Source organism: Streptomyces fragilis, from assembly GCF_003112515.1.
In the GTDB taxonomy this organism is placed as follows: domain Bacteria; phylum Actinomycetota; class Actinomycetes; order Streptomycetales; family Streptomycetaceae; genus Streptomyces; species Streptomyces fragilis.
This window is the reverse complement of sequence record NZ_BEVZ01000002.1, coordinates 356,045-373,237: the sequence shown is the minus strand read 5'-3', so window position 1 is coordinate 373,237 and position 17,193 is coordinate 356,045. Positions and strand designations below refer to the sequence as shown.

Genomic DNA, 17,193 nt, shown 5'->3' with positions numbered 1-17,193 from the left:
TCAGCCACCGCCGCCTCCCGCCTCGGGGACCGCGTCGGGTCGCCCGGCGGCCGGCGCCCCGGCGGGCGCCGCGCCGGCCCGCCGCAGCACGGCGATCGCCTCGGTGGCGCGGCGCGGGTCCACCGGCAGGGCGTGCCGGGCGAAGTACCGGGCGGGACCGGGCCGGGGCGACAGGCCGGTGAACTCGGGGCCCGCGTAATCGTCCAGCGGCGGGTCGTACAGGTATCCGGTGACGATGCCGTGGCGGGCCAGCGCGGCGACGGCGGCGTCCCGGTCGTCGACCAGCAACGGCACCCGGAACAGCGGCTGCACGGGCCCCGCGGTGGTGCGGGGCGCGGCCCACTCGGTGTCCAGCAGCCGTGCGGTTCCCTCGCGGTGGACGCGCAGCACCTCGTCGAGGCGGCCGAATGCGCGGGTGATCCGGCGGGCGCGGAGCGGGCCGGGCGCGAGGCGGTAGTCGTGCATGTCGACCCGGACCCACGAGTGGTGCGCGGTGAGCCCCGGGGCTTCGGCCGTCGCCCTCGCCAGCTCCCCGGCGCGCAACGGCATGCGCACGCCGTCGCGTTCGCTCAGCCCGAGCATCCGCAGGGTGGCGCCGGCGGCCCTCCGCAGGCCCAGTCCCCGCACCGCGGCCTCCGCGAACGGCCTTGCGGCGTAGGCGAGTTCGGCGGCCCAGTCGGCCGGTTCCAGCAGCTCGTCGCGCGCCCGGACCAGCTCCTCGCGCAGCGCCGGGTCGTCGTCGAAGGCGAGGAACCCCCCGGCCTTCGCGCCGACGTGCTTGGAGAGGCTGAACGCCGCCGCGGTCCCGAAGGACCCCACCGGCCGCCCGCCCACCTCGCTGCCGATCGCGTGCGCGGCGTCCTCGATCAGCGGGATGCCCCACCGGTCGCACCGCTCGCGGAGCCCGGGAGCCGGATCCGGGTTCCCGTACAGGTTCGCGGTCAGCACTCCGGCCAGCCCGCGCCAGGTTTCCTCGTCGACCGCGGCCAGGTCGAGGGACCCGTCGCGCGGGTCCAACGGCGCCTGCACGGGCCTGAGTCCGGCGGCCAGCACGACGAAGAGGATGACGTCGTCGTTGACCGGCGACATCAGCACCCTGCCTCCCGGCCGGCACCAGCGGCGCAGCGCCAGGTACAGGCCGAGACGGCACGACGGAACGTAGATGCATGCACGGCCCAGACGTCTGCGCATCGCGTCTTCCAGCAGGTCCAGCCGGATGCCCGATCGCGCCCCCGCCCCGCCGACCACCCCTCTGGTCATGCGCCCCCCGGCGACGTGCCGCACGGGAGACCTCCCCTGGCCCCCCTGGCACGACGCCCAGGTTCCACCACGGGACCAACCGCGTCAAGAGCGCCCTATACGGACAACTCCACATCTGTGGGGGGAAGTTGCGACACCTGGGGGGCGTGAGGGCCCCGAGGCGCCGACCGCGCCGCCCTCGTGGACCGCACGCCCCCGGCCGGCTGCCGGCCGCTTCGCCGGGCCCGGCCTGCGGCCGCGCGCGGAGGAGACGCCCCCGTTACCGCTCTCCGGCCTCGCCCGGCCCGGGCCCGGCGACCGCCCGCACCCAGGTGCGGTCCTCGGTCAGATAGCGGTCCACCCGCAGCCCCGCCTCGGCCAGCGCGCCCTCGAACTGCTCGCGCGTGAGGGGCCGGGACAGGAACGTCTGCGTCCACGTGGCGTCCGGGAACACGTACCGTGCGCGCACCGAGTTCACGCCGTCACCCACCGGCTCCGCCGACACCAGCCGCACGGTGAACCCGGCCGGGTCCACCCGCTCGCGCGGCACCCGCTCGTGCCAGTCCTCCCCCTCGCGCTGGAACAGCACGCAGCCGCCCTCCGCGAGATGCCGGACGCAGGTGCGCAGCAGCCCGCGCCGCACGTCCGGGTCGCCCGCGTGCACGAGGAACGACGCGAGCATCACCACGTCGAACCGCTCGCCCAGGTCCAGGGCCTCGATCGCACTGCGGACCGTGCGCGCCCCGCGGACCCGGTCCAGCATGTCCTGGGACTCGTCCACCGCGGTCACCGCGAAGCCCCGCTCGACCAGCGGGTGGGTCATACGGCCCGCCCCGCAGCCCAGTTCGAGGAGGCGGGCGCCCTTCGGCACGGCCCCTGCGACGATGTCGGGCTCGTCTCCGACCGGCAGCCGGGCGTACAGCTCGACCGCGCACCCGTCCGGGGTGATCGGCCCCGGCCCGGTCCCTTGGTACCCCGCTCGCATGCTCACCGTCATGCCCGTCCAACGGGCGACCGACGGTCACCGTTCCACCACGGCCTCCGGCGCTCGCCCCGCCGGGCCTCTTTCCCCCCCGTGGCACCGCCGGACCCCGGTCCGCCCGACGGCCCGGTGACGTCACGGGGGAGAATCACCGCCATGCGCATCCTGATCGTCACCGCCGGTTCGCGGGGAGACGTCGCGCCCTTCACGGGGCTGGGGCGTCGGCTGCGGGACGCGGGGCACGAGGTCACCCTGGCCGCCCACTCGTCCTTCGCCTCGCTGATCAACGGGTGCGGCCTCGGCCTGCGGCCCGTCCCGGGAGACCCGCGGGAGCTGCTCCGCGGGTGGTCCCGGGCGGCGTCACGGGACGAGGCAAGGGCCCTGACCAGGGCGTACGCGGACGGAGTCGCCGAGGGGGTGGCGGACGCCGTGACGGCCGGCACCGATCTGGTGCTGACCGCCCACGGCCCGTCCCCGCTCAGCCGGACCGCCGGCGAGGCCTTCGGCGTCCCCGTCGTCGGGACCTACCTCGTCCCGGCCTTCGCCACGGGCGAGTTCCGGCTGCCCGGCGCCCGCGACGGCGACGGCACGGGGCCCGAGGGCAACCTCGCCGCCGGCCGGGCCGTGGAGCGGCGTACGGAGGCGGCCTTCGCGGGCGCGGTCACGCGGCTTCGCGACCGTCTCGGACTGCCGGAGACCGGCCGCGGCGCTCCGGCGGACACCGGGCCGGTCTTCCACGGCTACAGCCCGCTGGTGATTCCCCGCCCCGCGGACTGGCCGTCCCGGGCCGAGGTGGTGGGCTACTGGTGGCCCGCCAGGCCGGACGGCTGGGAGCCGCCGGACGAGCTGGTCGACTTCCTCCAGGCCGGTCCGCCTCCGGTGTTCATCGGCTTCGGCAGCATGGCGCCGGGTGAGGGCGAACGGCTCGGCGAGCTGGTGACCTCGGCGGTCGGGCGGGCGGGCGTGCGCGCGGTGGTGCAGGCGGGGTGGGCCGGACTGGGCGGCGGCCCCACCGGCCCCGACGTCCTGGCCGTCGGCGACCTCCCCCACGACTGGCTGTTCCCCCGCACCGCCGCCGTCGTCCACCACGCGGGGGCGGGCACCACCGGAGCCGGCCTGCGGGCCGGAGTCCCCGCGCTGCCCGTGCCGGTCATGACCGACCAGCCGTTCTGGGCCGCCCGGCTGCACGGCCTGGGCGTCACCCCGCCGCCCCTGCCGTTCGAGGACCTCACCGCCGAGTCCCTCGCTGCCGGGATCACGGCCTGCCTGTCCGAACCGTCCTACCGCCACCGCGCCGCCGCCCTCGCCTCCCGCATGGCCGCCGAGGACGGCGCGGGGGCGGTGCTCGCCCACGTCACCGCGTCCGAGACGAACCGGAGCCGCCCACAGTGAACAACCGCCGACGGAAGAAGCTGTCCCGACGTCTCGTCGACGCTGCCTCGTGCGGCGACGGCGCCCGCATCCGCGCCCTGCTGCGGGCCGGGGCCGGCCCGGACGCCCCCGACACCGAGGGCACCACGCCCCTGTACGCGGCGTCGGTCGCCGGAGCCACGGACAACGCCCTCACCCTGCTGGCCGCCGGCGCCTCCCCGAACATCGAGAGCGGTCACGGCGCGGAGGGCACGCCCCTGTGCGCGGCCGCCTGCTGGGGCCACACCGACACGGTCCGCGCCCTGCTGGCCCACGGCGCCGAGCCCGCGCTCCGCGAGGACCACGGCACGGGCCGCTCCCCTCTCGAGTGGGCGAGGGCCGGGCCCCACCCGGAGACCGTCGCGGTGCTCCTCGCCGCGGGCGCCCGGGACTGAGCGGGGACCGCGCCCCCGGGCTGCTGCCGGGGGCGCGGCGGCGGTGCCGCGGTTCCCTCGCGCGCTACTCCGGCAGGCGGCGGGTCCCCGGCCGGGTCGCCAGCTCCCCCACCGGGGCGACGTCGTGGCACCGGCCTTCCCGGCCGCCCCCGCACCACCAGACCGGCGGGCCGGCGGCGCCCGCCTGACCGTGGTCCCGGTCGTCGGTGGCCCCCGCCGGACGCACGTGCACGCCCGACCCGTGCTCGGGGCAGACCGGCCAGACCTGCCGCAGCAGCTCCATGACGGTCGACTGCGCCGCCTCCGCGACCACGGCCAGGGCCGTCGCCGGATCGTCCGGCTCCGGCTCCTCCGTCTCCCAATGGTTCACCCTGTCGCCGTGCCAACGCCCGTCCGGCATCGCCACGTAGACCTGCTCCGGGATGTGGCCGTGCTCCACTTCGTGGCCCTGCTCCAGGACGTGGCCCTGTTCCGGGACGTGCCGGTCAGGGCGCGGCCCGCCACGGGACGGCTCCGCGACCAGGACCAGCGCGTCCTGCCCCGGCACCGTGGCCGACAGGTCGCGGTTGACCGCGGCGAGAGCGGCCTCCAGCAGGGGCCACCGGCCGGACTCGGCCCGCCGGGGCTCCGCGGTGTCCTGCCGGCCGTGACCGGGTCCGGTACCGATGCCCGCGATGTGGTTCACCGGTCCATCGTCGCAGCTGGGGCGGGCGAAGCGTGCGGCGGGAGTCCCCCTCACCACTCCCGGGGGGCGATCAGTTCCTCCACGTCCGCGTCCGTGAAGCCGTAGGCCGAGGCGACGAACCAGAAGTCCTCGGCGATCACTTCGCGCGCGACGGTCTCGATCCCGCTCCCGGCGGCCTCGAACTCCTCCTCCAGCGCGTTGAACTCCTCCGTCGCGGCATGGGTGAGCACGTACAGCGCGGCCAGGTCCGACGGCCGCTCCGCCTCGACCCGCTCGCACAGCCGCCGCAGGATCGCCCGGCCCTTGTCGACGACGGGCTGCGGGTAGTACGGGTCCCTCATCCCCGCGAGGAACACACGAGTTGCCATCTGCTGGTTCCCGATCGGCATGACGCCCCCACTCTCTGCTCCGAGTTGACGCGCCGATCCTGCCCGAGGCCACCGACAACGGCTGGTCCGCGCCTACTTGGCGACGGTCGACGCCGGCGGGACGCCCCCTGCCTCCGCACCGGCCACCGACTCCGCACCACCCACCACCCGCGGCAGCCGGGACGCGGCCAGGAGGCCGAGGGCGGTGAGGGCGGCCAGGACCAGGAGCGTGGAGCTCAGCGAGGAGACCGCCGTCCCGGCGACCCCGGCGGCGACGGCGATGCCGAGCGTGGGCCCGACGTTCATGGCTGTCTGCTTCAGCCCTCCCACCACCCCGGCGTATCCGGGCGGCGCGCTGCCGACCACGGTCCCGGTCGCGGTGACCATCACGGTGGCGCACCCGGCTCCGACGGCCGCGAAGGGCACGGCCATGCCCGCCCAGGTGCCCGCCGGGCCGAGCACGGACAACGCCGCGATCCCGGCGACGACCAGCCCGGACCCCGCGACCGCGGTGCCGCGCACCCCGTACCGCCGCATGGCCGCGTTGGCCACGGGTGCGCCGAGGATCATGCACGCGGTCAGGGGCACCAGGCGCAGCCCGGCGCCGAGCGGGTCGAGGCGGAGTTCGTCCTGCAGGTGGAACGTGGCCCGGAAGAGCGTCCCGAACAGACCGGTGTTGGTGACCAGCAGCAGTACCAGCGAGGCCGTCACCGGCACGGACCGGAGCACGGGGGGCGGCACGACGGGGTGGGGGACGCGGCGTTCATGGCACACGAACACCGCCCCCACGACGGCGACGGCGAGGAGTTCGAGCAGGGTCGCAGCGGCCCACCCCTGCTCCGGCACTCCGGCCAGGGCGTGGACCAGGACCGCGAGCGCGACGGCGAGCAGCCCGGCCCCGGCAAGGTCCAGCCGCTCCGTCCGCTCCCTGTCCGGCACCGGCGTGCGCACGGCGAGGACGAGGGCGGCGATGAGGAGCGCGGCCGGGACGTTGATCCAGAACACCGAACGCCAGCCCAGCTGGGCCACGAGGACACCGCCGAGGAGCGGTCCGGCCCCCGCGGCCACCGCGATGGCGCTGGTGCGGACCGCGATCGGCGTGCCGAGCCGGTCCGGCGGGTAGGTCAGCCGCAGCAGCGCGAGCGTCGCGGGCTGCAACATCGCGCCGCAGACGCCCTGCACCGCGCGCAGGGCGATCACCCCGTGCACGCCGGGCACGAGCGCGATGCCCGCCGAGGCGGCCCCGAACCCGAGCACCCCGGCCAGCAGCAGGCGTCGGTGACCGTACCGGTCCCCCAGCCGCCCCGCGACGACGAGGAAGGCGGCCACCGCGACCAGGTAGGCGGTACTCGTCCACTGGACCTGCGCCATGCTCGCGCCGAGGTCCGCGGCCAGTCGGGGCTGCGCGACGAGCAGGACGCTGCCGTCGAGCGCGACGATCATCGCGCCGGCCACGCTGACCGCGAGGGCGAGCCGACGCCGCGGGGGCACGGTCACCGCCGTCACGGGGTCACCGGTCCGAGGTGGGCGTCCAGCACCGCCATGACCAGCCGGTCGCGTTCCTCGTCCGCCGACCCTTCGTGTCCGAGCGCCAGTTGCAGGCTTCCCCACGCCCAGAGCTGGGCGACGCCGTGCAGGTTGGCCCAGAGGGCGGCCGCGGTCACCTCGGCCTCCCGCCCCGGGCGGCACCCGGCGACCATCCGCGTGAAGTGCCGGAACATCGGCAGCGTCGCCTCACGCAGTCGCGGCTGTCCCCCCTCCGCCCGCTGCGACGTGCTGTCCAGCAGTTCGTGGCGGAACATCAGCTCGAACATGCCGCGGCGCTCCAGCGCGTACCCGACGTACGTCCGCGCGACCGCCTCCAGCCGACCGCGCGGCGTGGGCACGTCGGCCGCCGCCGCCACGAACCGGGCGCCCAGGTCCTCGAAGCCGCGCCGGGCGATCGCCGACAGCAGCGCGTGGTGCGTGGGGAAGTGGCGGCGCGGAGCTCCGTGCGACACCCCCGCCCGGCGCGCGATCTCCCGCAGCCCCACGGACGCGGACCCCTCGGCCAGCACCAGGTCCACCCCGGCGTCGATCAACCGCTCCCGCAGGGAGCCCTCACCAGACATGGGCCGTGTCTACCACCACCGCGTAGACACTGTCTACCGCCGCGGGACGAGGACCGTCCGCACGGCGGTGGGGGCCCGGGCCCGTCCGGTCACGCGGTCACGGCGAGGGGGCGGCGGCGCGCCGAGTACGGGAGGCGACGGCCTCGGACGTCGACGTGACGCGACCACCGGCGCCCTGCTCGCCCGTTTGTCCCCGTACTGGTGCACGCGCGGACAGCCTCGGTGACGCTTTCGGGTGTGGCCCTCGGCGACGCCCGGCGACGGGATGCCGCTGTCCAGGGCATCCCGACGGAGGAACCGACACATGATGCACCGGATCATCGCCCTTGCCGTGGCGGGTGCGCTGGCCGCGGCCGGCTCGGCCACGGCTGCCCCGGCCCGGGCGCCCGAGATGGCGTGGCCGCCGCCCCCGGGACCGACCACCCCGCCCGGGCCCCCTCCTCACCCACGCCCCTCCCCACCGCACCACCACAAACCGCCCCACCCCCACGAACCACCGCACCATCACCAACCACCGCACCACCACAAGCCGCCCCACCATCACAAGCCGCCCCACCACCCGAGGCCGCCCCACTCGCCGAGTCCGACTCCCCCTCCCGGCGGAGGGCCCGGCGGCGAGGCCTGGGCGTGGACCCAGCTGACCAGCCACGGCACACAGGTCCGTTACGTGTCCACCGACACGAGCCAGACGTGCCCCACCCTGCGCTACACACTGGGAACACAGGTGACCGTCCCGCTGCGGCGGGTGAGCACCCCCACCGGGTCACACTTCCCCACCACCGTCTGCGAGTCGGGCGCACAGACACCGGTCCCCCTCGGAGCGGCCAACGCGCAGCTGATCCTCACGACCGTGCAGGCGGCGACGCTCCATCCCGCGAGCGGTCGCCTGCCCCTGCCGAGGTGGACCGCGACCACCCGTCCCCGCACCATCGACGTCATCGGCGACACCGGCTGCGAACTGCCGGTGAACCCGGCGGATCCGGCGCAGTCCTGCGCGACCGCCTGGCCCTTCACCCCGATCGCGAACAGCATCGCCCGTGGGGCGCCCGACCTCGTCGTCCACACCGGGGACTACCTCTACCGCAACGATCCGAGCAGGGCGGACGACAAGGCCAGGAACCCGGGCTGCACGCTGCGCCCCGAGGCGGCGAGCTGGGCCTGTGTGGTGGCGGACTTCTTCCGGCCCGCCGAAGAGCTGCTGGCCGTGGCGCCCGTCGTGCTGGCCAGGGGAAACCACGAGGACTGCACGGGACAGGCCGGAGGCGCCGGTGACGCGTGGTTCCGGTACCTCGCCGACGAACTGCGCGCCAACGGGACGTGCAGCCGCTTCCCCCCGCCCGCCACGATCCGCGCCGGCCTGCTGAACCTCGTCTCCGTGGACTCCTCGTTCGCCGACCCCATGGACAACGGCAGCACGGCGCAGGTGAACACCTTCGTCCCGCAGTTCCAGGCCGTGAACCAGGCCGCGCGCCAGCGTCCGGCCGAGGACTTCTTCCTGCTCACCCACAAGCCGGTGTGGATGGTGAAGTCGGCCGGGCAGACCACCGGCTCGGTGACCTGGCTGACCCGGGTCCTCGACGCGGCGGTGGCCGGCACCACCCAGCACCGCCTGGCGGACAACGTGCGCCTGGTGCTGTCGGGGCACATCCACCTCTACCAGATGCTCGACTTCGACACCGTCCGTCCGCCCCAGCTGACCGTGGGCTCCTCGGGCTCACCGCTGGACCGCGGGCCGATCGACGCCAACGTCACCGGACAGCCCGTCGGCACGCCTCCGCAGCCGGTCCACCGGTCGATCACCCAGGAGGAGAACCCCTCGAACCCTCCGGCGGGACTCGACGGCGTCCACGGGTACGGTCAGCTCCACGACAACAACGGGACCTGGGACCTGACCTTCCACCGGACGGACGGTGCGGTGCGGGGCCAGGTCTGCACGTTGAGCACGAGCCTCGCCAACAAGTCCTTCAGCTGTCACTGAGCCCGCCGGTCCGCCCGGCGGGTCCCCGCCGGGCGGACCGGCCGCCGGGCGACCGGGCGCGGCTCACGAGGGGGGACGGCCGCGGCTCACGGAGAGGTGGCTTCCGCGGTGTCGTCGTAGACGAGCAGGCCGTCGTCGCGCAGCCGCACTCCCGGGGTCGGCGGGTGCGGCACGAGGCGGCCGTCGTGCATCAGATGGTGCACGGGGACGTGGCGGCTCACCACCGCGTAGTCGGCGATCAGCCGCCGGTGGCAGCGCCACCACACCGCCTCGCTGCACATCACCGTGGTCCTGACCCGGGACGCCTGCTCCAGCAGGGTGGCCATGGCGGCGACGAAGTCGGGGGTCCGCGTGTGCGCCGCGTAGCCGCGGAAGGACGTGTTGCGCCAGATCACGTCGGGAGAGTCGGGCGCCGGTTTGCGGAAACCGCCCAGGGCGGCTTCCCAGCGGTAGGCGATGCCGCCCTCCGGCAGCCACCGGGCGAGCCGGTCACGGCCGAGGTGGGGACTGCGGCGACTGCCCGGCGCGGTGCGCACGTCGACCACGGCGGTGACGTGCGCGTCGTGGAGCAGGCGCAGCACCTCCTCCTGCCCGGCGGTGCCGTGCCCGAACGTGAGCAGGCCTGTCGTCTCCATACGCTCCCACCACCGTGTGCCGTCCGTTCCTCCTGTCATGCGTACCCGCACAGGCCACGGTCCGCGCCGGAAGGCGACTCAGCACCGGAACCCAGGTCGTCGCGCTCCGGCGCTACGGGCGGCTCCAAGGGACAAGAACGGTGGTCGAAGGACGACCAGCCAAGCCCCTCCCACCTCCCCACGCGGCAGGACACGGCACCGCGTGGGCTTGCGTCACACGGGTGGGTGAATATGCCAACGTGGGCGCGTTGAGGGTGGTTTGCGGGCCTACGATCGGGCCAGACAACAGCAGACATGAGACGGCCCCCGCCGGGACTGCAATCCTGGACGAGGGCCTGACCACCGAGGAAGACGGAACCTTCCTGATGGGTAAAACGCATGTTACCGGGCGGGCGCGTGACGCCTCCCGGTGTGGCGGCGTCGTGCACGAGAGGCATCGGCACGACTCGCACTTCACCGTCGTGGGCAACCACCTCGCGCAGCACAAGGACCTGTCGTTCACGGCGATGGGTGTAGCGGTCCACATCCAGTCGTTGCCGCCGGGGGCGCGGGTCGACATCAAGACGCTGGCGCGGGACAGGTCCGAGGGGACGACCCGGATCGCCGCGGCACTGCGGGAGCTGGAGCGGCACGGGTACCTGCGGCGGGAACGCACACGCGTCGCCGGTGGGCGGATCGTCACGCGGACCGTGTACTGCGACAAGCCGGGCGCCGCCGGCCGCCGTGACCTCGCGACGGGACCGGCCTCCGCGCCGACCGACCGGACCGCGCAGCCCACCCCGTCCACCCCGTCCGCCCTCGGGGTCGGAACCGAAGCGGGGCGGGAAGAACAGGTGGGGTCGGCCGCGCCCGGAGGTTCCCCACGGTCCGGGTCCGGGCGGAAGAAGCGCAAGCCCCTGCCCGCCGTGCCGCAACCGCGCTTCTCCCGGCCGGAGTTGGTGGAGCGGGCCGTGGAGCTGCTCACCGGACTGCGTCGTCACGCACCGGAGTTGACGCTGTCGGCGTGCGATGTGGAGCACCTGACGCCCGGTGTCGTGGCCTGGTTCGAGAGGGAGGCCACGCCGCACACCGTTCGGCGGGCGGTGCTCCACGGACTGCCCGAGGAGGGGCTGCGCAGGCCAGCCGCGTTCGTGGCGTACCGACTGACCGCGGACCTGCCCGCCCCCATGCCGGTGCGTGTCCCGCTGCCCGCCGCGGAGCGCCTGCCCGAGCGGCATCCGCTGCGCAACTGCGAGCAGTGCGATCGGGGTTATCGCGGGCCGGATCCGCAGCGATGCCGGGAGTGCGTGCCAGAAGGCGGCCGCTCGCCGGCCCTTCGCCGCTGACATCGGCGGGCTTGCCGGCCGAGCGTGGCGTCCGGAGCCGTGTCGCCGGTGCCGGTGCCGGTGGCGACTCCGCAGGAGCACCGCTCCCCGATGACCGTGCGAGACTGTGCACCGATTGTCGTACGGACGCGGATCGAGTGCAGGCACATGACCAACCGCAGCGCCACCGACCGCAGGCGGCAGGGCGCCGGCCGGAGCCGACCGGAGCAGGGTGGCCTCGCCGGTGACGCACGGACGGACGCGCAGTTGACGGCCGCGCTGCGCGACGGCGGTGACGCGGGTACGGGTGCGGCCGAGGAGCTCTACCGCCGCCACGCCGACGCCGTCCTCGCGTACGCCCGCACCTGCTGCCGTGACTCCCACTCCGCGGAGGACCTCGCCTCGGAGGCGTTCACGCGGACGGTGCAGGCGGTGCGCGACGGCAAGGGACCCACCGAGGCGTGGCGCCCCTACCTGCTGGCCGTCGTCCGGCACACGGCGGCCGAGTGGGCGGAGCGGGCCCGACGGGTCGACCTCGCCCCCGAGTTCGACGAGTGGCTGGAGACCGCGACCCCGTACGGTGCCACGGCGGAGCACGGACCGAGCGGTGAGGACCACGTGCTGCGCGCGGTGGACGACGGCCTGATCGCGGCCGCCTTCCGCGCCCTGCCCGAACGGTGGCGGGCGGTGCTCTGGCACTCCGTCGTCGAGGAGGAACCCGCGGCGAAGGTGGGGACCCTGCTGGGGCTCGCCCCGAGCGGGGTGTCCTCGTTGACGGCCCGGGCCCGCGAAGGGCTGCGGGAGGCATACCTGGCCGCGCACGCCGAGCAGGGCGCGGTCGACGAGGAGTGCCGCAGGTGCAGCGGGCGGCTCGCCGCGGCGGTGCGGCGGGCCCGTCCACGCCGGGACGCCCACCTGGACCGGCACCTGCAGCAGTGCGGACGCTGCCGCAGGGCGGTCCGGGAGCTGACCGACCTCAACCAGCGGCTGCGCGTGGTGCTTCCGGCGGCGTTCCTGCTGTACGGCGGGCGCGGCTACCTGGAGGCGCACGCCGCGGCGACGACGGCGACGGCGTCCGGTTCCGCCGCGGGCGGCGGGGTGACCGGGGCGAAGGCCGCGGTCCTCGCCACGGGCACGGCGGCGGTGCTGTTCGGCGGCTGGGCGCTGTGGCCCGGCGGCGGGGAGGAACCCGACCGCCCGGCGTCCGCGGCGAGCGCCGGACCGTCCTCCGCCGCCCCGCAGACCTCCCCGGCACCCCCGGCCCCGCGGACTCCTTCGGCGACCGCGAGCCCGTCGCCGAAGGAGTCCGCGTCCCCGTCGCCCTCGGCGACCCCAAGTCCGCAGCTCTCCGCCCTGGGCGGGCCGAGCACCCTGCGCTTCGTGTCGACCGAGAGCTGCATGGAGATCCCGGGCGGCTCCGCGCGGGCCGGCGTCCGGCCCGTGGAGGCCGCCTGCGACGGCGGCGCGGCGCAACGCTGGCTGCTGCTGGAGCCGTTCGCGGGGGACCTGGCGCGGACGCAGGTGCGCAACGAGGCGACCGGCCAGTGCCTGACGCGCTCCGGCAGCACCGAGGACCACGCACCGGTGACACAACAGCCCTGCGACGCCGCGCAGTCGACCCAGCTGTGGAACCTGTGGACCGACACCGCGCAGGGCCAGGCGGCCCTGCGGGACGACACCGGCACCCGCTACCTGGGGCTCGTCGAATGGGCCAAGGCGGACAAGAACCAGGCGCACGGCTCCGCCGTCGGCACCACGCGCTACTACTACGGATCCGACTCCATGAGGTTCCTCTTCGAGCCGGGACTCCTCGGAGAGTAAAGAGATCGCAAAGCAGCGGGACGGTCGGCGGGCGGCGGACTCCTCCCCTTCGGAAACACTTCCCCCAGACCTTTCTGAAGGACATCGATCCATGAAGACATCCGCCCTGGGCCGCATCGCCCTGGCCACCGGCATCACCGCGCTGACCACCGGCCTCATCCCCACCACGGCGCACGCGGACGACGCCACGGTGGAGCGCAAGGTGCTGCCCGTCCTGGTCGAGTTCACCGACAGCTCCTTCCAGCACCCCGACAAGGTGAAGGAGAGCACGCCGGACACCTATTTCGGCGCGAAGAAGGACTCGCTCGCCTCGTTCTTCTCCGAGCTGTCACGCGGGCGGTACAAGGTGGTGCCCGTGGTCGACGACCAGTACGTCGGGCCCGTCAAGCTGCCGATGGCCGCGAGCTGCGACCACGGGGAGATCAACACCCTGACCCAGAAGGCGCTGGCCGAGCAGGGCCTGGTGCGGGGCGAGGACTACGACAGCCTGTCGATGGTCTTCCCCGCGCAGAAGACCGGCTGTTCCTGGGCCGGCCTCGGCTCCGTCCCCGGCCCGTACACCTGGATCAACCTCTACGGCACGGCCAGCGGACTGGGCGTGGTGGGACACGAGTTCGGGCACAACCTGGGCCTCGGTCACCAGATGCGCTCCGTGTGCACGGACGGGAACCTGGTCGACTGCAAGGAGAACGGCACCAGCGCCAAGTCGATGATGGGCGGCGGCGGTCCGGCGATGGGCATCTCCGCGCCCGAGATGATCCGGGCCGGCTGGCTCGACGACAGCGAGGCGGTCGAGGTCGCCGAGTCCGGCACGTACGAGCTGCGCTCGCTGCACGGCGAGGGCAGCGGCGTCCGCGCGCTGGACATCCCGATGGGTGAGGACCGCCTCGTCGTCGAGTACCGCCACGCGGCGGGCTCCTTCGACCAGAACCTCGAGGGCGTGCACGCCTACCGGGTGCCCAAGGGCAACTACGGCTCCTCCTCGCTGATCGACCTGACCGAGGCGAACAAGACCGCCGGCAACGACGCCCCGGCCGAGGCGGACGCCATCACATCCCTCAAGGACGTGGCGAGCAAGGTGTCCCTGGCCGTCACCTCCTCCGGCGACGGCGGGGTCACGGTCAGGGTCTCGCTCAACGGCGAGGACCTCTCCGACGTCGCGGACGTCCCCGAGGAGACCGCCGCCCCCGCCCCGGAGCACACGGGGACGGACACCGACGCGGGCGACGGCCTGCCCGACGGTGCCGAGGCCAAGAGCGGCGGCCAGGAGAAGGTCACCGGGTCCGAGGGCTCCGAGGCCGGGGGTTCCGAGAACCTCGCCGCCACCGGTGGTGACTCCGGCACCCTGCTGCTGGCCGGCGGCGGTGTCGCGCTGGTCGCGGCCGGCGCGTGCGCCCTGTCCCTGATGCGCCGCCGCCGGCGCGCCTGACCCGCTCGCCGGGTCCCGGCCCTCGTCGTCCCGAGGGCCGGGACCCGGCCGCCATCCGCCCTTCGCAACCGATGCGGTCGGGGAGAGGACCGAGGCGACGGGGCCTTGACGCCCGGATCACGTGATGCGGGCACCTCCGGCACCCCGGGCGAGCAGGCCCGCGTCCTGGGCGCGCAACACCGCGCTCAGCCGGTCCGAGGCCCTCAGTTTCCGGTACAGCGCGTGCAGGTGCTTGTGCACGGTGCGCGGTGAGATGCCCAGGCGGCGCGCCATGGCGTCGGCCGGCATTCCGGTGGCGAGCAGGTGCAGGACGTTCAGTTCACGGGGAGTCAGCGGCACCGCCAAGGACTGGTTGGCCTGCCGCCTCAGGTCGCCGCCCGGGCCCTCCCGCAATGCGGTCAGCAGGGAGCGGTGGGTCGCCGCCGCCTTGAGCAGCGGCTGCACGCGGGCGGCGTACCGCTCGTCGTGCGGGGAGAAGTCCTTGCCCGAGCGGTGCACCACGAACCCACTGACGTGCGGGCCCGTGCCCGGGAACGGTATGCCGAGCATGTGCCGTGTCCCGAACGCCCCGCGGAGAGCGTCGGCCGCCGCGCTGTGCTGCCAGATCCGCGCCCCCACGATGCGCGCGGCGCTCTGCGGTGTCCAGTCGCCGCCGGACCCGTATCGGCCGGCGAAGGGGTACCCCCCTCGGATGTGGCGTTGGACCGACTCGTCGTCGTGGTGGTCCCGCAGGGGCAGACGGGGCGGCCAGGACACGACGCTGCCCCGTTCCCTGGTCCAGGGTTCCTCCTTGACCAGGATCAGCGTCGCGTCGAGCGCCGTGAGCAGTTCCTCGGTGAGGAACGGCCATACGCGTTCCGGGTCTTCGGTGGTCATGACCTCCACCGCCCAATCCAGCATCCGCGCATGCCGGTTCCTCATGACGACTCCCCGCGAAAGCCACGGTCGACTGCGCCCCACCACGGTAACGGGCGCCTGTCCATGCGTATTTCTCCCCATGGTCCCGGATGTCCAGTCGGCGCCATGATGGGTCACTGTTCGGTGCGGCCGACGCCGCTTCGTCAAGCACCGGAAAGGGCATCATCGACATGCGTCCACTGCGTTCCGTATTCGCCTCCCTCACGGCGGTCTGCGCCCTCGCAGCCGGTATCACCGTGGCCGGCCCCGCAGGATCCGCCCAGGCCGCCGCGTCGGACTGCACGGGCGGCGCCCGCGGGTTCCGCGACCACCCCGACAACGCCTCCGGCGACACGGTCAAGCCCAGGAGCTTCAAGCTGGGCAACAACGTCACGTTCACCCTGGAGAAGGGGGTGTACGCGGGGCAGCAGATCGCCTTCGGGAAGATCAGCGGTGTCACGTTCCCGGGTGACGACGTCTGGATGGACTGGAAGGCCACCGGCTGGGACAAGGGAGGCCCCGCCGGCACCGAGATGTACCCCTGGCTGCAGTGCGGCCCGTTCGTCGTCCAGAGCATCGGACAGAGCCTGACGACCCCGTTCAAGCGCACCAGCACCGATCCGGAGTACCAGTTCCGGGTGTGCGGCTCGCTCAACGCCGACAACATTCCCTACTGCTCCGCCTGGTGGTGAACCCCAACCGCGTACGGACTTCGGGACGGACCATGACCTCGCCGCACACCAGCACCTTCCTCACCGTCCACCGCCGGCCGGCCCGACGGGCCGCACGTGTCGGCCTGTTCTGCACCGCACTCGCGGCGCTGCTGTCCACGGCCGTGCTGCCGGCCGCCGCCGCGCCACACCGGGACCACGCGACCGCGTCGAGGACCGCGAGTGCCGTGATACCGGCCGGGGTGACGGCGGGCGTCGCCGTCTTCGACCGCCAGACCCGTTCCTTCACCGAGCAGGTCAACCCCTCGCTGCCCCTGCGGTCGGCCTCCGTCGTCAAGCTCCTGATCGCGCTGGACGTTCTGGGCGACAGCGGTCCCGGTGCCCTCACCGCCCAGGACCGCGCCCTCGTCGACGCCATGCTGCGCGGCAGCGACGACGCCGCGGCCAGTCACTTCTGGGCCGCCAACGGCGGCGGCGCCATCATCGACCGGATGGTCACCAGGATCGGTCTCACCGACACCGCCCGGCCTCCGGCGACCCATCCCGGCTACTGGGGCTACACCGCTCTGTCCGCGCGGGACACCGTCAAGATCTACAACCACGTGCTCGACACCGCGCCCACCGCCGTACGCGACTACGTCATGGGCAACCTGCGTGCCTCGACCCGTTGCGCCGCCGACGGCTACGACCAGCACTTCGGCATTCCGGGCGCCTTCGAACGGCCCTGGGCGGTCAAGCAGGGCTGGTCGCGCTTCACTTCGGGCGGCTGCACGGCCACGACCACCGGCACAGCCACAGCCACAGCCACCGGCGCCGACAGTTCCGCGGCGGCCGATGTCGACCTCGACCGCCCGGCCCTGCACAGCACCGGTGTCGTCGGTTCCGGCGACCGCTCCGTCGTGGCAGTCCTCACCCTGCACCCGAGCGGCACGTCCTACGGCAAGGCGTACTCCGACGTGGGCCGCCTCACCCGCTCCCTGAACGTCCCCGGTGCGACGCGCCCGGCGGGTACCTGGATCGGCACCTGGGGCAGCGGCGTCAACGTCCGCGCCGGAGCCACCACGGAGTCCAGGGCGCTGACGGCGCTGCCCGCCGGAGTCGAGGTCCTGGTCTCCTGCCAGACGCGCGGCCAGCAGGTCAGCGTCCCGCCCTACACCAACGACTGGTGGGCGTATCTGCCTCAGTACGGTGGCTACATCACCAACATCTACCTGAACGTTCCGGAGAACCAGGTACCGGGCCTGCGCCTGTGCTGAACGGGGTGGCCA

The 17,193-nt window shown here is 74.3% G+C and carries 16 protein-coding genes; 8 read left to right on the top strand and 8 right to left on the bottom strand.

The window, feature by feature from the left end:
* Both Sfr03f_RS03755 and Sfr03f_RS03750 read right to left on the bottom strand, forming a co-directional pair.
* Window positions 1–1,260: a DegT/DnrJ/EryC1/StrS family aminotransferase gene (locus tag Sfr03f_RS03755; RefSeq protein WP_108953421.1), complete on the bottom strand. Its 1,260-nt coding sequence runs from the start codon at window positions 1,258–1,260 to the stop codon at window positions 1–3.
* Window positions 1,261–1,519: 259 nt separating this feature from the next.
* Window positions 1,520–2,236 carry a class I SAM-dependent methyltransferase gene (locus Sfr03f_RS03750; protein ID WP_170145028.1) on the bottom strand — a complete coding sequence of 239 codons (717 nt, stop codon included), beginning with the start codon at window positions 2,234–2,236 and terminating at the stop codon, window positions 1,520–1,522.
* Window positions 2,237–2,377: 141 nt separating this feature from the next.
* On the opposite strand from Sfr03f_RS03750, the gene Sfr03f_RS03745 reads away from it, so the two are divergent.
* Together Sfr03f_RS03745 and Sfr03f_RS03740 are read left to right on the top strand one after the other, a co-directional pair.
* A complete protein-coding gene (locus tag Sfr03f_RS03745) occupies window positions 2,378–3,613 on the top strand; it encodes a glycosyltransferase (RefSeq protein WP_108952244.1) in 1,236 nt (411 codons plus the stop codon).
* On the top strand, window positions 3,610–4,026 hold the full coding sequence (locus Sfr03f_RS03740) for an ankyrin repeat domain-containing protein (protein ID WP_108952243.1): 417 nt from the start codon (window positions 3,610–3,612) through the stop codon (window positions 4,024–4,026). The genes Sfr03f_RS03745 and Sfr03f_RS03740 overlap by 4 nt, the downstream gene beginning before the upstream one ends.
* Window positions 4,027–4,090: 64 nt before the next feature.
* Here Sfr03f_RS03740 and Sfr03f_RS03735 read toward each other — a convergent pair whose 3' ends face one another.
* The 4 genes from Sfr03f_RS03735 to Sfr03f_RS03720 form a co-directional block, all read right to left on the bottom strand.
* Entirely contained in the window at window positions 4,091–4,711 is a 621-nt protein-coding gene (locus Sfr03f_RS03735; protein ID WP_245967385.1) for a hypothetical protein, read from the bottom strand.
* A gap of 50 nt (window positions 4,712–4,761) precedes the next feature.
* Window positions 4,762–5,100: a DUF5713 family protein gene (locus tag Sfr03f_RS03730; RefSeq protein WP_108952242.1), complete on the bottom strand. Its 339-nt coding sequence runs from the start codon at window positions 5,098–5,100 to the stop codon at window positions 4,762–4,764.
* Window positions 5,101–5,172: 72 nt separating this feature from the next.
* Window positions 5,173–6,522: an MFS transporter gene (locus tag Sfr03f_RS03725; RefSeq protein ID WP_108953418.1), complete on the bottom strand. Its 1,350-nt coding sequence runs from the start codon at window positions 6,520–6,522 to the stop codon at window positions 5,173–5,175.
* Window positions 6,523–6,581: 59 nt separating this feature from the next.
* The gene (locus tag Sfr03f_RS03720; protein WP_108952241.1) at window positions 6,582–7,190 is read right to left on the bottom strand and encodes a TetR/AcrR family transcriptional regulator; all 609 of its coding nucleotides are present in this window, start codon (window positions 7,188–7,190) and stop codon (window positions 6,582–6,584) included.
* A 667-nt stretch (window positions 7,191–7,857) separates the two neighbouring features.
* Between Sfr03f_RS03720 and Sfr03f_RS03715 the strand changes: the two genes are divergently transcribed.
* Entirely contained in the window at window positions 7,858–9,168 is a 1,311-nt protein-coding gene (locus tag Sfr03f_RS03715; RefSeq protein WP_108952240.1) for a metallophosphoesterase family protein, read from the top strand.
* 86 nt (window positions 9,169–9,254) lie between these two features.
* Here the strand turns inward: Sfr03f_RS03715 and Sfr03f_RS03710 are convergent, their stop codons facing one another.
* Window positions 9,255–9,803 (bottom strand): DUF488 domain-containing protein, encoded by a 549-nt coding sequence (locus tag Sfr03f_RS03710; protein WP_108952239.1) that lies wholly within the window; start codon window positions 9,801–9,803, stop codon window positions 9,255–9,257.
* Between the two features lie 422 nt (window positions 9,804–10,225).
* On the opposite strand from Sfr03f_RS03710, the gene Sfr03f_RS03705 reads away from it, so the two are divergent.
* From Sfr03f_RS03705 to Sfr03f_RS03695, 3 genes are all read left to right on the top strand, one after another.
* Window positions 10,226–11,128, top strand: coding sequence for a helix-turn-helix domain-containing protein (locus Sfr03f_RS03705; protein WP_159105533.1), 903 nt, complete (start codon window positions 10,226–10,228; stop codon window positions 11,126–11,128).
* A 147-nt stretch (window positions 11,129–11,275) separates the two neighbouring features.
* Window positions 11,276–12,928, top strand: a complete 1,653-nt coding sequence (locus tag Sfr03f_RS03700; protein WP_159105532.1) for a sigma-70 family RNA polymerase sigma factor — start codon at window positions 11,276–11,278, stop codon at window positions 12,926–12,928.
* Window positions 12,929–13,019: 91 nt separating this feature from the next.
* Window positions 13,020–14,357, top strand: coding sequence for an LAETG motif-containing sortase-dependent surface protein (locus Sfr03f_RS03695; protein ID WP_108952236.1), 1,338 nt, complete (start codon window positions 13,020–13,022; stop codon window positions 14,355–14,357).
* A 117-nt stretch (window positions 14,358–14,474) separates the two neighbouring features.
* Here the strand turns inward: Sfr03f_RS03695 and Sfr03f_RS03690 are convergent, their stop codons facing one another.
* Window positions 14,475–15,278: a helix-turn-helix transcriptional regulator gene (locus Sfr03f_RS03690; RefSeq protein ID WP_108952235.1), complete on the bottom strand. Its 804-nt coding sequence runs from the start codon at window positions 15,276–15,278 to the stop codon at window positions 14,475–14,477.
* 167 nt (window positions 15,279–15,445) lie between these two features.
* Here Sfr03f_RS03690 and Sfr03f_RS03685 point away from each other — a divergent pair, with 167 nt between their 5' ends.
* Window positions 15,446–15,946 (top strand): hypothetical protein, encoded by a 501-nt coding sequence (locus Sfr03f_RS03685; RefSeq protein WP_108952234.1) that lies wholly within the window; start codon window positions 15,446–15,448, stop codon window positions 15,944–15,946.
* Window positions 15,947–15,978: 32 nt separating this feature from the next.
* Window positions 15,979–17,181 carry a serine hydrolase gene (locus Sfr03f_RS03680; protein WP_245967383.1) on the top strand — a complete coding sequence of 401 codons (1,203 nt, stop codon included), beginning with the start codon at window positions 15,979–15,981 and terminating at the stop codon, window positions 17,179–17,181.
* The last annotated feature ends 12 nt before the right edge of the window (window positions 17,182–17,193 follow it).